This is a genomic window from Embleya sp. NPDC005971, assembly GCF_040629175.1.
GTDB lineage: Bacteria > Actinomycetota > Actinomycetes > Streptomycetales > Streptomycetaceae > Embleya.
Genome location: NZ_JBEXUX010000125.1, coordinates 1 through 14,239, shown reverse-complemented (window position 1 = coordinate 14,239; position 14,239 = coordinate 1). Strand labels below are relative to the sequence as shown.

The following is a 14,239-nucleotide window of genomic DNA, read 5'->3' as shown; positions in this document are numbered from 1 at the left end:
TAGCTCCACGAACGAGATCCTCGCGACGTTCCCGCGATTCCCCACGCGGTTCGCGTACTTCACGTGGCTCCTCACGACGCTCGTCCCGCCGCCGCACCCCCACCGTGCGTCATGGCGTCGCGGCCGGTCGGGACTCGGCCAGGGCGAGGCCGCCGACGGCGGTGAGCATCAGTACGGTGCCCACGATCGTCGCCGCGGTGAGCCGCTCGTCCAGCACCAGGACGGCCAGCACCGCCGCGCTCACCGGTTCGATCAACATCACCACCGACGCGGTGACCGCCCGTACCGCGGCGGTGCCGGCGAAGTACAGCGGATAGGCGAGCGCGGTCGTGACGGCGGCGACGTACAACATCATCGCCAACACCCGTCCCGGCTGCGTGGTTTCCGGCCAGACCCCTTCGTACAGCGCGAACGGCAACATCACCGCCGCACCGATCCCGAACGACCACACCGTCAGGGTCGAGGGCTCCTCCCCCGCACCGTGCCGCCCCGTCCACCGGCCGAGCAGGTTCGACGCGGCGAACCCGGCGGCGGACAGCAGCGCCCAGCCCACCCCCAGCGGCCGGACGTCGGTCGGCCGGTTGCCCAGCACCAGCACCCCGAGCCCGATCAACGCACCGGCGATCGCCAACAGGCCGCTGCGCCCGATGCGTTCGCCCAGGAACAACCGCCCACCGGCGGCGGTCAACACCGGCGCGGCGCCCAGCGCGACGATCGTGGCCACGGCCAGACCGGTCTCCATCACCGCGCCGAAGTAGGCCGACTGAAAGACGGCGAGGCCGACACCCGTGCCGACGAACAGGAGTGCCCGGTGGCGCGCCGGTTGTCGGGTGGCGCGGGGAGCCGGACGGGAAGGACGCAGCAGCCCGGCCGCCAGCAACAGCACCATGCCGCTCACGAAGCGCCAGAACGACACGGCCATCGGCCCGAAGTCACTGGAGCGGTAGACGACTTCCACGGCGGCCCCGGTCGTTCCCCAGGTGACCCCGGCGAACGCGAGGTAGGCCAGCCCGCGGGGCGCCGAGGTCGCGGACCGGCCCTTGGTCTCGGCCTCGGCGGGGGACGCTACGACACGCGCTTCGGAGCCCATGTCCGTCACCCTAGGCCATCGGGTGGCCTCGGAGTGTTATCCGGTGGGCGTTCGCCGCCCGATCCCATGATCACCCAATGCGTTGATTCCATGTCATTGGGTGAGTTCGGGGAACTAGCATGGCGACGGAATCGCCGCGCCGACAGGCTTCGAAATGCTTTCGCGCGCGGTAATTCCCGCTGTGGCGCAGAACGTTCTTGCCGGGGTGGGACGTTCGCCGAAACACTGGAATCGTGTGCGGAGGAACGAAAGATGATCGAGGACATCGAGTCGGCCACACCGGCCCTGTGCCGTCTGCAACTGGGCGCGGAGTTGCGCCGATTGCGACACCGAGCCGACCTGAAGTCCAGCCAGGTGGCGAGAAGGCTCAGGTGGAGCCCGTCGAAGGTGACCCGGGTGGAATACGGGGACAACGCGGTCGTGGAACCGGACGACGCGGTGATGTTGTGTGATCTGTACGGGGCGGATCCTGCGACGCGGTCGCTGTTGCACGACTTCGCCGTTGTAACCAAGACGAAGCAGAATCGGTGGCAGTCGTCCGGGGATCACCCCGCCGTCCAACCGACGCTGCACACCTTCGTCGAACTGGAACGGGCGGCAGTCGCACTGCGTTGCTACGCGTCGAAGTACGTGCCAGGGCTCCTGCAAACGGCAGCCTACGCCCGGGAAACCCACAGGACGGCGGTGAGTAGGTTCAGTGCCGACGAGATCGAGTTGCGAGTTGCCACGCGGTTGTCGCGACAAGTGGCGCTGCACCGCGAGGATGCACCCTTGGAGCTATTCGTCATCCTCAACGAGGGGGTACTGCGGCGCACGGCGGATTCAGCCATGACGCGTGAACAACTCCGACATCTCGCGAGCATGTCGACTCTCGACAATGTGCAGGTGCAGGTAATTCCGTTCGCTGCGGGATTCCACACGGGCATGAACGGCCCGTTCACCATCTTCCGGTTCGCCAAGACGTCCGCTGCCCGACCGATCGTCTATCTGGAGAACCTGGCCGCAAGCTGGGTCATCGCACAGGAAACGGTCATCGAAAACTACGAGCGCGCTTTCAGCGAACTTCAAGCACTGGCTCCGGGCCCCCGAGAAGCGCGGAACATCATCCACAAGGTACTCAAGGAGATCTGATCCATGACCACCGGCAATTGGTTCAAGTCGAGCCACAGCATCGACAACGACTGCATCGAGGGAAACCACGCCCCCGACCATGCAATCTCCATACGCGACTCCAAGGACCCCGGCCAGGGCACCTTCCGCTTCCCGAGCCACACCTGGGAGCCGTTCCTCGCCGCCCTGAAGTCCGACGACCCGTCATCCGCCGAGATCTAGCCCTGCGGCCGGGAAAAGACGAAGGCAAGGAGATCCCTCTCCCTGCCCTCCTCAACGTATAGCGCACCGGGGGGCTTGCGGCAAGACCCGGGTGGTGGCGCAAACTCGTCCGCCGAGGCCACAACCTGCGGAAATGGGAGCACGACTTGCAGTACGTGTGGGATCTTCAAGACGTTGACGGGACGCAGGTCGCGGTCGTCGGCGGCAAGGCCGCTCACCTGGGCGAATTGTCGCGGGTCGACGGCGTCCGGGTGCCGGCCGGCTTCTGCGTATCGACGGACGCCTTCCGGCGGATCATCGCGGAGGCACCCGCGATCGAGGATCGGCTCGGTGAACTGTCGCGCCTGGACCCGGACGACCGGGAGCCGATCCGCGCGCTCAGCGCCGAGATCCGCCGGACCATCGAAGGCATCGCCATCCCGGACGATCTCGCGGCGGCGATCACCGACGCGCTCGCCCGGCTCGGCGAACCGACCGGCTACGCCGTACGATCCAGCGCGACGGCGGAGGACCTGCCGACGGCCTCCTTCGCCGGCCAGCAGGACACGTACCTCAACATCGTGGGCCCGGCAGCGATCCTGCGACACGTAAGCCGGTGCTGGGCCTCGCTGTTCACCGAGCGGGCCGTGATCTACCGGCGGCGGAACGACATCGACCACCGTGCGGTCCGGATGGCCGTGGTCGTGCAGCGGATGGTCTCCCCGGATGCGTCCGGCATCCTGTTCACGGCCGACCCGGTCACGGGCAACCGCAGGGTCACCACCGTGGACGCCGGGTTCGGCCTCGGCGAGGCCCTGGTCTCCGGCCTGGTGAACCCGGACGTCTTCAAGGTGCGGGACGGCGAAATCGTCGCCAGGACGGTCGCCGCCAAACAACGCGCCCTGCACGCGCTGCCGGCCGGCGGTACGCGGGAAGTGGCGATCGACGCGCCGCAGCAGGAGCAGCCTGCGCTGACGGATGCGCAGGTCGTCCGGCTCGCGCAGCTCGGGCGGCGGATCGAGGCACACTTCGGCAGCCCGCAGGACATCGAATGGTGCCTGGTGGACGACGACTTCCGGATCGTACAGAGCCGGCCGATCACGACGTTGTTCCCCATTCCCGTCCCCGCGACCGACGACCGGGAGAATCGTGTCTACGCCTCCGTCGGTCATCAGCAGATGATGACCGACCCGATGAAGCCCCTGGGGCTCTCCCTGTGGCAGCTCATGGCCATGGTGCCGATGCACGAGGCCGGCGGGAGGCTGTTCGTCGACGTCACCCGGCACCTGGCCTCGCCCGAGAGCCGGGCCGGCCTCCTGGAGCTTTCGGGGAAATCCGATCCGCTGACCAGGGACGCGCTGGAGACCGTCCTCGACCGCGAGGATTTCGTCGCCACGCTCCCGGACGCGGGTCCGACCGGGCTCCGGGAACGCGCCGCGTCCGCCCCGATCGAGACCGATCCGGCCGTCGTCACCGGGCTGATCGAGCGCAGCCGGGCGTCCGTGGCGGCCTTGGAGCGCGACATCCGGACGAAGTCCGGGCCGGCGCTGTTCGATTTCCTGCTGGAGGACTTCGAGGAGCACCGGCGGGTCCTGGGTGATCCGCTGAACATGCGGGCGATCATGGCGGGGATGGACGCCACCTGGTGGCTCAACGACAAGCTGCGGGAGTGGCTGGGCGAGAAGAACGCCGCCGACACGCTGACGCTGTCCGCTCCGGACAACGTCACGTCGGAGATGGGCCTGGCGCTGCTCGACGTCGCGGACGTGATCCGCCCGTATCCGGACGTGGTGGCGTTCCTCCAAGGCGTCGAGGACGAAGGCTTCCTGAACGAGTTGGCCAAGCTCGACGGCGGGCCCGAGGCGCGCGACGCCATCGAGTCCTACCTCGACCGGTACGGCATGCGCTGTGTCGGCGAGATCGACATCACCAGGCCGCGTTGGCGCGAGCGCCCCGACACGCTCGTGCCCGCGCTCCTCGACAACGTCCGGCTGTTCGAACCGGGCGCCGCCGCCCGGCGCTTCGAGCAGGGGCGGCAGGCGGCGCAGCAGAAGGAGCGGGACGTGCTGTTCCGCCTGCGGGCCCTGCCGGACGGTGCGCACAAGGCCGACGAGACCAAGCGCATGATCGACCGGGTCCGCACCTTCATCGGGTACCGGGAGTACCCGAAGTACAACATCGTCAGCCGCTCCTTCGTCTACAAGCGGGCCCTGCTGGCCGAGGCCGACCGCCTCGTGCGGGCCGGTGTACTGGCCGAGCGGGAGGACGCGTTCTACCTCACGTTCCACGAACTCCACGACGCCGTACGCACACATCGGGTGGACGGCGGGCTCATCCGGCGGCGCAAGGACGCGTTCCGGTCGTACCACGCGCTCACCCCACCCCGGGTGCTCACCTCGGAGGGGGAGGCGGTCGCCGGGTCCTACCGACGCGACGACGCGCCGGCCGGCGCGCTGGTCGGCCTCCCGGTGTCCGCCGGGGTCGTCGAGGGACGGGCCCGCGTCGTCCTGGACATGGCGGAGGCCGACCTCGAAGCGGGCGACATCCTGGTCACCACCTTCACCGACCCGAGTTGGTCACCACTGTTCGTCGCCATCGCGGGCCTGGTGACCGAGGTGGGCGGCCTGATGACCCATGGCGCGGTGATCGCCCGCGAGTACGGGCTGCCGGCCGTCGTCGGCGTGGCCCGGGCCACCCGACTGATCCGCGATGGGCAGCGGATCCGTGTACACGGAATCGACGGGTACGTCGAGATCCTGCCCTGACGACACCGTCGTACCGGAAACGGCCGTCCCCCTGCGGGCGGCCGTTTCCGTTGTGGCCATGACACAGGAATGGCGCCAATCTTGAGCCACTGGCTTGACATGGCGCCATTCCGGCGCCATAGTTGCGACATGGACCTCACGCCGTATGTCGAAAGCTTCAGCCAGGAGCTGCTTGCGGCGGCCGAACCGGGCGAGGTCGCGGCGCTGGCTCGGCGCCTCGCTCCCTCGGTCGCGTCCGCCACGCGATTGACCATGTTCGATGTGCTGACCGCGGCCATGGACGAGATCACCAGGGAGATGGCACCGGGTTCGGTCGAGATCAGGCTGCGCGGCCGTGACCCGGTCTTCGTGGTCACCCGCCCCGATGTCGCCGACGAGGAGATGCCGCAAGAGCCGATCCTTCGGCAGCAGGCCCCGGTGCCCGCGCCCTACGGCAAGGACGGCGCGGTATCGAGGATCAACTTCCGGCCGCCGGAGCAGCTCAAGCAACGCATCGAGGCGGCGGCCGGCCGCGAGGGCTTGTCGACCAACGCCTGGCTGGTCCGGGTGGTCGGCGCGGCACTCGCCGACGACCGGCCCGCCCAACACGGGCGCAGGAACGGACACTTCACCGGCTGGGTCGGCTGAGCCGCGGCCCGTAGCCGATCACCCGCACCACCGCATCCACCCACCGAAACGCTTTCCACAAGGGGAGATTCGTCATGCCCAACTTCGCCACGTCGGGACCGATCACCGCCACCCTGATCACCGCAGGCGCCCGCGTGCGAGTCGTCGCAAGCGACCGACCGGACACGGTGGTGCTGGTCGAGCCCATCGACCGCACGGACAAGTCGGACGTCAAGGTGGCCGACAACACCAAGGTCGACTTCGCCGGCGGCGAGTTGTCGATCCAGACGAACGTGCAGGGCGGCAAGAACGGTTCGGTCGCCATCTCGATCGAATTGCCGACCGGATCCAGGCTGGTCCTGAAGACGGCCTGGACGGACGTGCACGCCGACGGCCTGCTCGGTGACTGCGAGTTGCACATCTCCTCGGGGCAGATCCAACTCGACCACATCGCCGCACTGCGAGCCAACCTCGTGGCCGGTGACGTCGCGATCGAGCACATCGCCGGGACCGTCGACATCGAAAGCGCCTCGGCCGGGCTGCGGCTCGGCGAGGTCGCGGGCGCCGTCAAGTACCAGGGGGCGAGCGGAAACGTCTGGATCGGCACCGCCCTGTCCGACGTCGAACTCGGCAGCAGCAGCGGCAGCTTCGACATCGATCGCGCCGAGGGCAGCGTCAACGCCCAGGCGGCCAACTGCCCCATCCGAATCGGCCGGATCACCCGCGGCCACGCCAAGCTCCTGAACGCCTCCGGCGGCATCGAGATCGGCATCAGCCAGGGCACCGCCGCCTGGGTGGACGCCAAGAGCACGAAAGGTGCGGTCCGCAACTCCCTGTCGACGCAGGACAAGCCCGACGAGTTCGACAACAAGATCAACGTCTACGCCCGCACCCGCCTCGACGACATCGTCCTGCACCGCGCCGCCGGCTGATTCCCACCCTGCGACGGCGCCACCATGGCGCCATCCCGGCCTCGCACCGACAACATCAGGCCACCCGCCCGCCGCCCCCGGCCTCCCGGCCCGGGGCGGCGGGCCGCGTTGCGGCCGGGTCGGGCAACGGATCCAACCGGCCCGCACGTCGGGCGGCGGACGGGGGCGGGTCGACGGACTTCGGCGGGACTTGTGGGGTGCGCTTTAGGATGGCCGCCGAATAGGGGGACATCCGCATGGAGTATTTGTTCTACTGCCGGGACCGGGCGGGAACCAGGCCGCTGCGTGACGAACTGCTCGAAGCACACTGGTCGTTCATGGACGGCTATGCCGAAGGCATGATCGCCCGGGGGCCGACCTTCGCCGCCGACGGGCTGACCGTGACCGGCAGCATCCACATCGTCGACCTGCCGGATGCCGACGCCGCCCGAGTATTCGCCTTCGACGAGCCGAACCACCGGGCGGGCGTCTACGAAGACATCCTGATCCGGCGTTGGCGCAACACCCTCGGCCGAAAGATGTGGGACTTCAAGGGCAGCGAACCCGAAGGCCCACGCTTCCTGATCCTCGGCCACGCCAAACCCGGGACGACCCGGGACCGCGACCGCCTCCACCAGGACCAACACGCCTACCTCGTCGACGGCCCCTGCCGCGAAAACCTCATCGTCTGCGGCCCACTGCTCGCCGACGACGGCACGTCGTGGCTGGGCACGGCTATCCTGGCCGAACTGCCGGACCACGCCGCTGCGGAGGCCGTGCTGGCGAACAGCCCATACGCCCGCGCCGGCCTGTACGAAAGCACCGAAGCCCACAGCTGGTGCTTCGGCGGCCGGCGGTAGGACCCCCGGGGGCCGGGCCCATGGCCGTGGCCAGGTCTTCGGACCGGGGAACGTAGTGCACGGACAGACCCCGGGTCGACGGCCCGGGGCCTTGCCTTGCTTCATAGCGGCTCATCGCATTCGAGGATGTAGCGGCGAGACGTCCGCCGAAACGAGCTACGCGCCGTCGTTGCCATCACGCAGGGAATGCACCATGCCCTGCAGGATTCGGAACGCGCCCGCCTGCTCGGCCTCGGTCATGCCGGCCAGCATTCTGACCTCGACGGACCGGACCGCCACGGTCGCCTTCTCCAGGCTCCGCCGGCCGCGAGGCGTGAGCCGCGCGGGAAGAACCTTCCCGACGGGCGCCTCCGCGGGCCTGATCACCTGACCCTCCCGTTCCAGGGCCTGGAGCAGCACGTTCATCGACTGCCGTGTCACGAACGCGCCCCGCGCGAGCTCGGAGTTCGACAGGCCCGGCCGTTGGGACAGCAGTTCGAGGCAGGAGTAGTGCGTCACGGTCATCCCGAGTGGGCGCAACACCTCCTCCATGGCCGCGCGCAGGGCGCTCGAAGCCTCCTTCAGCAGGTAGCCCAGTGATTTGTCCAGGTCGACGCCGGCACCGCTTTGACTCATGTCAGAAGTCTGACATACCTTGATGCGTGTCAGGAATCTGACACGAAGGAAGGAGCATCACCATGCCCGTCACCGGCCCCGACTTCATCTCGCTCCAGGCGCGCGACCTCGACGCTTCGCAGGCGTTCTACGAGCGATACCTCGGCCTCGTCCGCTCGCCGGCCGGACCTCCGCACGCCGTCGTCTTCGAGACGAAGCCGATCGCGTTCGCACTCCGCGACATCGTCCCGGGCACCGACCTCGCATCCGTCGCCCAGCCCGGCATCGGTGCCGCGATCTGGCTCCACGCCACCGACGTCCAGGCCATCCACGACGCCCTCGCCGCCGACGGCCACACCATCGTCTCCGCACCGATCGACGGCCCCTTCGGCCGGACCTTCACCTTCGCCGACCCCGACGGCTACCGGATCACCCTCCACGACCGCACCTGACCGGCCGGAACGCCACCGACGATCACCACCGTTCCCCCGAGAACCGCCGATCGCGCCCGACCCCGAACCGGCCGGTGGTGCGGCAGGGCTCCTCGTGCGTGGTACTTGCGGTACGCCGGTTCTCGGTTCTCCGCGCCGCGGACACCGGACGCCGACGGTCTGTCGTTTCGGTTCGGCACGTGGGCCTTCGACGGACCGCCGACGTTCGGTGAACGCACGGTCGGGTGGGACGGTTACGCACGAACATGCCGACCGCCTAGGAAACGCCTTGGTCGACGGTGGGGCTGCGGCGTTCGACGAGGACGACGTCGCGCCACCGGCCGTGGTGGAGTCCGATGCGTTCGCGGGTGCCGACGACGCGGAACCCGACTCGCTCGTGCAGGGCGAGGCTCGCGGTGTTCTCGGGGAAGATGCCGGATTGCACCGTCCAGATCCCGGCTTCCTCGGTGGAGACCAGCAGGACGCGTAGCAGGGCCAGTCCCACGCCCCGGCCTCGTGCTCGGGGGTGGACGTAGACGGAGTGCTCGACCACACCGGAGTACACGCAGCGGTCGGATACGGGCACCGCGGCGACCCAACCCAGGACACGATCGTCCTTGTCGAGCGCGACGAAACGGTGTTCGTGCAGCCTGGTCGCGTCGAACGCCTGCCAGTCGGGGGCGGTGGTCTCGAAGGTGGCGTCGCCCTCGTCGATGCCGAACCGGTAGATCTCCAGCACCTGTTCGGCGTGCTCGGGCCGCATCCCGGTGATGCGCGGGCCCGTCATGCCGCCTCGATGCCGAGCTCGGCGAGCAGGCCGCGGACGCGTCGCTCGATCTCGTCGCGGATGGGCCGCACGGCGTCGACGCCCTGTCCGGCCGGGTCGTCGAGTTTCCAGTCGAGGTATCGCTTGCCGGGGAAGACGGGGCAGGTGTCGCCACAGCCCATGGTGATCACCACGTCCGACGCCCGTACCGCTTCCATGGTCAGCACCTTGGGCGTTTGGGCGGACATGTCGATGCCGACCTCCGCCATCGCCTGCACGGCGGCCGGGTTCACCGTGTCGGCGGGTGCGGATCCGGCGGAGCGGACCTCGATCCGGTCTCGGGCGAGGTGGGTGAGCCAGGCGGCGGCCATCTGCGAGCGGCCGGCGTTGTGGACGCACACGAACAACACGGAGCGCTGCGGGGCTTCAGACACGGGCGGGGCCTTCCGGGGCGACGGCCGGGGTGGGCATCGGGGTGGGTTGGGGGAAGAAGCGGCGGGCGGCCAGGGCGACGTAGACGAGGCCGATGAGGACGGGCACCTCGATCAGCGGCCCGACCACCCCGGCCAGGGCCTGTCCGGAGGAGGCGCCGAAGGTGGCGATGGCGACCGCGATGGCCAGCTCGAAGTTGTTGCCCGCGGCGGTGAACGCCAACGTCGTCGCCCTCGGGTAATCAAGTGCGATCGCGCGGCCGACGGCCATGGACCCGCCCCACATCAGCGCGAAGTACGCGAGCAGGGGCAGCGCGATGCGGGCGACGTCGAGCGGCTTGGAGGTGACGGCGTCGCCCTGGAGGGCGAAGAGCACCACGATGGTGAACAGCAGCCCGTACAGGGCGAACGGGCCGATCCGGGGGATGAGCCTCGTCTCGTACCAGATGCGGCCCCGGGCCTTCTCGCCGAGGCGGCGGGTGAGGAACCCGGCCAGGAGCGGGATGCCGAGGAAGATCAGGACGGAGCGGGCGATCTCCCACACCGACACGTCCAGCGCGGTGCGCTCCAGGCCCAGCCATCCGGGCAGGACGTCGAGGTAGAACCAGCCGAGCGCGGCGAACGCGATCACCTGGAAGAGGGAGTTCACGGCGACCAGGACCGCGGCGGCCTCGCGGTCGCCGCAGGCGAGGTCGTTCCAGATGATCACCATGGCGATGCAGCGGGCGAGCCCGACGATGATCAGGCCGGTGCGGTACTCGGGCAGGTCCGGGAGCATCAGCCACGCGAGCGCGAACATCAGCGCCGGCCCGACGACCCAGTTCAGGACCAGGGACGGCACGAGCAGGCGCCGGTCGCGGGTGACGGTGTCCAGGCGGTCCCAGCGGACCTTGGCCAGCACCGGGTACATCATCACGAGCAGGCCGAGCGCGATCGGCAGCGAGACCCCGGTGACCGTCACCTTCGCGAGCGCGTCGCCCAGACCCGGGACGAGCCGGCCCAGACCCAGGCCGACGGCCATCGCGGTCAGGATCCACACGGCGAGGAAGCGGTCCAGGAACGACAGCCTTGCGGCGACGGGCCGCGCGGTGCCGGCGCTCACGGGCGGGCCGGTTCGGGCAGCGGTTCGCCGTCGGGGCGGGTGAGGATCGCGGCGAGGCGATCGGTCATGGCGGGCAGGAGGCGGTAGTACACCCACGTCCCACGGCGTTCGGAGGCGATCAGCCCGGCCTGTTTGAGCAGTTTGAGGTGGTGGGAGATCGTGGGCTGGGACAGGTCGAAGGCGGGGGTGAGGTCGCAGACGCAGATCTCCCCGCCGGCGCGGGAGGCGATCATCGACAGCAGCCGCAGCCGCACCGGGTCGCCCAGCGCCTTGAACACCCTTGCGAGATCGGTTGCCTGGTCCTCGTCCAGCGGGGCGGTCAGCAGCGCGGGACAACATCCGTCCGCGTCCCGGCCGAGCACCACGAGTTCTTGTTTCGACATTCCTCTATGTTGACGTTCTTCGATCCAGCGCGCAAGGTTGTATCGACTGATATCCATACAACCGATCGGAGAGATCGTCATGTCTCGCTTGGACTCGCTGGAACAGAAGCTGCGAGCCCTCGAAAGAGAATTCGGCTGACTCGCCCAACCGCAGAGACCTTGGACACCGGCGCCCAACTCGGCGAGCCGCGCGCGATGTTGCGGCTGGACGACCCGGGAGCCGACCGGGAGAGTGGCGTGCTCGCCTGACGACCGCAGGCCCGATCGGTGACTGCACCGGTCACGGGGCCGCCGACGGTGACCCCGCAGACCGGCACAGGTCGGCCGCCGGATCAGGACGGCGTCGCCGGTGAACCGACCGAGGCCGCTAGGCCGCTCTACGCGGATCGTGCCTGCTCCGGGTTCGTCTTCACCATTGCGGGCAGCGGGGCCGAGGGCTCCCCCCGGCGAACTTGCCGACGCCGCCCAGCCCGGAAGAGGGCTTCCCACGGCCGAGATTCGGGCGGCGGCCTGACAGCGGGCGGGTTCACCCATCCGCCTGAAGATCGACGGCAAATGTCGGACTTGGCGTCTCGTGCTGTGAAGGATGCGCGTGCGGAGGGCGCGGTGGGCGCCTCATCGACTCGTCTGGGAGATGCCGATGGCAGAGAAAAGGTTGAAGACATGGGGAACAACCGTGCCGGCCAGCTCGGGGACGGTACCTGGGTCGACTTCCGTACCACCGCCACCACCGTGCTCGGCCTGACCAGCGCCGAGGTGGTGAAGATCGCCGCCGGCGGCAGCGGCCCCACCAACGGCCACGAGTTGGCCCTGCTGACCGACCGTACCGTGCAGTCCTGGGGCGCCAACGAGTCGGGCCGGCTCGGCGACGGCTCGGTGTTCAGTCACAACGCACCCGGCCAGGTCGTCAACCTGAGCAACGCCACCGACATCGCCGCAGGCGGCGCGCACAGCCTGGCCCTGCTCGCCGACGGGACCGTGGTCGCCTGGGGAAGGAACAACTACGGGCAACTCGGCAACGGCAGAGCGGGAGGGCCGCCCGGTCGGGTCCGCCGGGGAGCCTTTCCGAGTGGGTCGGGTGTTCGCGGCCGGCGGTCGCGTCTTGCTCGGCAGCGGATGGCTCAGTGCTAAACGGTCGGCGTGGACCAGCGGAGATCGACCCGGTCCCGGGGTCACCGGCGGCCGGGAGCCTTGGACTCCCCGGCGAGACCCGGGCGTTGCTCGCCGGAAAGGCGCTGGCAACGGCGGAGCCGGAGGGTGCTTTCGTCGGGTCCGCCGGGGAGCCTTCCCCAGTGGGTCGGGGTGTTTCGGTGGGTGTTTCGGGGTGGGTGCGCGGGTGGAAGGGATTTCGGTGGGTTTGGCGGGTCTCGATCCGGATGGCGGGACGCCTTCGGGGCCGCTGTTTCGCGCTGACCTGCGGTTTTGTGGGAGCGGTCGGTGGGAGTGGGTGCCGGGGGCCGGGTTGTGCACTCCGGTGGCGGATTCCGCGTGGGTCATGGCCCTCGGTGGGCGTTTCGGGTCGGCGCGGCTGGGCGGAGAGCCGTCCGTGAGCCCGGAAGGTCACGAGCCGGATCCCGAGACGGCTTCCGGCACCCGAGGTTGCCGCTGACCTGCGGTTTTTCCTGCCGGAGCGGCAAGAGCAGGTGCCGAGGGCCGGGTTGCGCACCCCGGCGACCGAAACCACCCACTCACAGCCCCTTCTTCTCCTCCCCCTCCGCCACCACCCACCCACCGCACGCCGAAACGGCCCGACCGACTCGAAAAGGCTCCCCGGCGAACCTCACCGGGCTCCCCTCCCGCTCCGCCGTTGCCAGCGCCTTTCCGGCGAGCAACGCCCGCGTCTCGCCGGGGAACCCAGGGCTCCCGGCCGCCGGTGACGGTGGGACCGGGCTGATCTCCACCAGCCCACGCCGACCGTTTAGCACTGAGCCACCCGCTGCCCACCAAGACGCAACCGCAGGCCACACACGCCCGGCCCACCCGGAAAGGCTCCCCGGCGAACCTCACCGGGCAGCCCCACCCGCTCCGCCGTTGCCAGCGCCTTTCCGGCGAGCAACACCCACGTCTCGCCGGGGAACCCAGGGCTCCTGACCACCGGTGACGGTGGGACCGGGCCCACCTCCACCGGACCACGCCGACCGTTTAGCACTGAGCCACCCGCTGCCCACCAAGACGCAACCGCAGGCCACACACGCCCGGCCCACCCGGAAAGGTTCCCCGGCGAACCTCACCGGGCAGCCCCACCCGCTCCGCCGTTGCCGGCGCCTTTCCCGCCGAGCAACGCCCACGTCTCGCCGGGGAACCCAGGGCTCCCGGCCGCCGGTGACCCTGGGACCGGGCCCACCTCCACCGGACCACGCCGACCGTTTAGCACAAAGCCACCCGCCGCCCACCAAGACGCGACCGCCGGCCGCAACGGCCCGACCCACTCGGAAAGGCTCCCCGGCGAACCTCACCGCACCGCCCACCCTTCCGCGCCGTTGCCAGCGCCTTTCCCGGTGAGCAACACCCGCCTCTCGCCGGAGAGCCCAAGGCTCCCGGCCGCCGGTGACCCTGGGACCGGGCCCACCTCCACCGGACCACGCCGACCGTTTAGCACAGAGCCACCCGCCGCCGACCAAGACGCGACCGCCGGCCGCGAACACCCGACCCACTCGACAAGGCCCCGGCGAACCCGACGAAAGCTGAGGTTGCCCCTGGATCATGGGCACCGAGGCCCGCCACGGCGTGGGGCGCCGACGCCGTGGCGGGCCCGGACCCCTCGACGCGTACCGGCCCCGAGGACGGCGGTCCGCGGTGGCCGGACACCGCCGTCCCGCCGCCACCGGCACGTACATCGCCGCTGTCGGCGACCACCACCTCCCGCACGACCGCCGGCGCGTCGGATGCACGCTCGCGTCGGCGCCATCGCACGGTGGCCGCCTCGCCTTCCCCGATGCCCCGGCGCCCGATCGTGGCGTACCCGGTCAGGGACGGCGGTCGATCCCGG

Annotated in this window: 14 protein-coding genes; 8 read left to right on the top strand and 6 right to left on the bottom strand. The window is 69.8% G+C overall.

Translation table 11 applies throughout. The annotated features are described in order from the left end of the window. Window positions 1-109: 109 nt before the first annotated feature. On the bottom strand, window positions 110-1,090 hold the full coding sequence (locus ABZ374_RS47035) for an EamA family transporter (RefSeq protein WP_360324571.1): 981 nt from the start codon (window positions 1,088-1,090) through the stop codon (window positions 110-112). A 252-nt stretch (window positions 1,091-1,342) separates the two neighbouring features. Between ABZ374_RS47035 and ABZ374_RS47030 the strand changes: the two genes are divergently transcribed. From ABZ374_RS47030 to ABZ374_RS47005, 6 genes are all read left to right on the top strand, one after another. Beyond that, window positions 1,343-2,221 (top strand): helix-turn-helix transcriptional regulator, encoded by an 879-nt coding sequence (locus tag ABZ374_RS47030; protein ID WP_360324569.1) that lies wholly within the window; start codon window positions 1,343-1,345, stop codon window positions 2,219-2,221. A gap of 3 nt (window positions 2,222-2,224) precedes the next feature. Continuing rightward, complete coding sequence (locus ABZ374_RS47025; RefSeq protein ID WP_360324567.1) at window positions 2,225-2,422, top strand: DUF397 domain-containing protein; 198 nt, start codon at window positions 2,225-2,227, stop codon at window positions 2,420-2,422. A 146-nt stretch (window positions 2,423-2,568) separates the two neighbouring features. Continuing rightward, window positions 2,569-5,166, top strand: coding sequence for a rifamycin-inactivating phosphotransferase (gene rph / locus ABZ374_RS47020; RefSeq protein WP_360324566.1), 2,598 nt, complete (start codon window positions 2,569-2,571; stop codon window positions 5,164-5,166). 129 nt (window positions 5,167-5,295) lie between these two features. Then, window positions 5,296-5,793, top strand: coding sequence for a hypothetical protein (locus tag ABZ374_RS47015; protein ID WP_360324564.1), 498 nt, complete (start codon window positions 5,296-5,298; stop codon window positions 5,791-5,793). Window positions 5,794-5,867: 74 nt separating this feature from the next. Beyond that, the gene (locus tag ABZ374_RS47010; RefSeq protein WP_360324562.1) at window positions 5,868-6,704 is read left to right on the top strand and encodes a DUF4097 family beta strand repeat-containing protein; all 837 of its coding nucleotides are present in this window, start codon (window positions 5,868-5,870) and stop codon (window positions 6,702-6,704) included. Between the two features lie 236 nt (window positions 6,705-6,940). Beyond that, on the top strand, window positions 6,941-7,543 hold the full coding sequence (locus ABZ374_RS47005) for a YciI family protein (RefSeq protein ID WP_360324560.1): 603 nt from the start codon (window positions 6,941-6,943) through the stop codon (window positions 7,541-7,543). A gap of 156 nt (window positions 7,544-7,699) precedes the next feature. Here ABZ374_RS47005 and ABZ374_RS47000 read toward each other — a convergent pair whose 3' ends face one another. After that, on the bottom strand, window positions 7,700-8,158 hold the full coding sequence (locus tag ABZ374_RS47000; RefSeq protein ID WP_360324558.1) for a MarR family transcriptional regulator: 459 nt from the start codon (window positions 8,156-8,158) through the stop codon (window positions 7,700-7,702). A 62-nt stretch (window positions 8,159-8,220) separates the two neighbouring features. Here ABZ374_RS47000 and ABZ374_RS46995 point away from each other — a divergent pair, with 62 nt between their 5' ends. After that, window positions 8,221-8,589 carry a VOC family protein gene (locus ABZ374_RS46995; protein WP_360324556.1) on the top strand — a complete coding sequence of 123 codons (369 nt, stop codon included), beginning with the start codon at window positions 8,221-8,223 and terminating at the stop codon, window positions 8,587-8,589. A 256-nt stretch (window positions 8,590-8,845) separates the two neighbouring features. Here the strand turns inward: ABZ374_RS46995 and ABZ374_RS46990 are convergent, their stop codons facing one another. From ABZ374_RS46990 to ABZ374_RS46975, 4 genes are read right to left on the bottom strand one after another with little or no spacing between them, the layout of a single operon-like run. After that, window positions 8,846-9,355, bottom strand: a complete 510-nt coding sequence (locus ABZ374_RS46990; protein WP_360324554.1) for an N-acetyltransferase family protein — start codon at window positions 9,353-9,355, stop codon at window positions 8,846-8,848. Then, a complete protein-coding gene (locus ABZ374_RS46985) occupies window positions 9,352-9,768 on the bottom strand; it encodes an arsenate reductase ArsC (RefSeq protein ID WP_360324553.1) in 417 nt (138 codons plus the stop codon). Before ABZ374_RS46985 ends, ABZ374_RS46990 begins: the two co-directional genes overlap by 4 nt. After that, entirely contained in the window at window positions 9,761-10,867 is a 1,107-nt protein-coding gene (gene arsB / locus ABZ374_RS46980; RefSeq protein WP_360324551.1) for an ACR3 family arsenite efflux transporter, read from the bottom strand. Before arsB ends, ABZ374_RS46985 begins: the two co-directional genes overlap by 8 nt. Next, complete coding sequence (locus tag ABZ374_RS46975; protein WP_360324549.1) at window positions 10,864-11,250, bottom strand: metalloregulator ArsR/SmtB family transcription factor; 387 nt, start codon at window positions 11,248-11,250, stop codon at window positions 10,864-10,866. The genes arsB and ABZ374_RS46975 overlap by 4 nt, the downstream gene beginning before the upstream one ends. Before the next feature lie 663 nt (window positions 11,251-11,913). Here ABZ374_RS46975 and ABZ374_RS46970 point away from each other — a divergent pair. Continuing rightward, window positions 11,914-12,381: a hypothetical protein gene (locus tag ABZ374_RS46970; RefSeq protein ID WP_360324547.1), complete on the top strand. Its 468-nt coding sequence runs from the start codon at window positions 11,914-11,916 to the stop codon at window positions 12,379-12,381. Window positions 12,382-14,239 lie beyond the last annotated feature (1,858 nt).

Excerpts from the sequence above, each read along its gene's own strand:
- ABZ374_RS47035 (WP_360324571.1), bottom strand. The coding sequence starts at position 1,090 with ATGGGCTCCGAAGCGCGTGTCGTAGCGTCCCCCGCCGAGGCCGAGACC.
- ABZ374_RS47030 (WP_360324569.1), top strand. The coding sequence starts at position 1,343 with ATGATCGAGGACATCGAGTCGGCCACACCGGCCCTGTGCCGTCTGCAA.
- ABZ374_RS47025 (WP_360324567.1), top strand. The coding sequence starts at position 2,225 with ATGACCACCGGCAATTGGTTCAAGTCGAGCCACAGCATCGACAACGAC.
- ABZ374_RS47015 (WP_360324564.1), top strand. The coding sequence starts at position 5,296 with ATGGACCTCACGCCGTATGTCGAAAGCTTCAGCCAGGAGCTGCTTGCG.
- ABZ374_RS47010 (WP_360324562.1), top strand. The coding sequence starts at position 5,868 with ATGCCCAACTTCGCCACGTCGGGACCGATCACCGCCACCCTGATCACC.
- ABZ374_RS47005 (WP_360324560.1), top strand. The coding sequence starts at position 6,941 with ATGGAGTATTTGTTCTACTGCCGGGACCGGGCGGGAACCAGGCCGCTG.
- ABZ374_RS47000 (WP_360324558.1), bottom strand. The coding sequence starts at position 8,158 with ATGAGTCAAAGCGGTGCCGGCGTCGACCTGGACAAATCACTGGGCTAC.
- ABZ374_RS46995 (WP_360324556.1), top strand. The coding sequence starts at position 8,221 with ATGCCCGTCACCGGCCCCGACTTCATCTCGCTCCAGGCGCGCGACCTC.
- ABZ374_RS46990 (WP_360324554.1), bottom strand. The coding sequence starts at position 9,355 with ATGACGGGCCCGCGCATCACCGGGATGCGGCCCGAGCACGCCGAACAG.
- ABZ374_RS46975 (WP_360324549.1), bottom strand. The coding sequence starts at position 11,250 with ATGTCGAAACAAGAACTCGTGGTGCTCGGCCGGGACGCGGACGGATGT.
- ABZ374_RS46970 (WP_360324547.1), top strand. The coding sequence starts at position 11,914 with ATGGGGAACAACCGTGCCGGCCAGCTCGGGGACGGTACCTGGGTCGAC.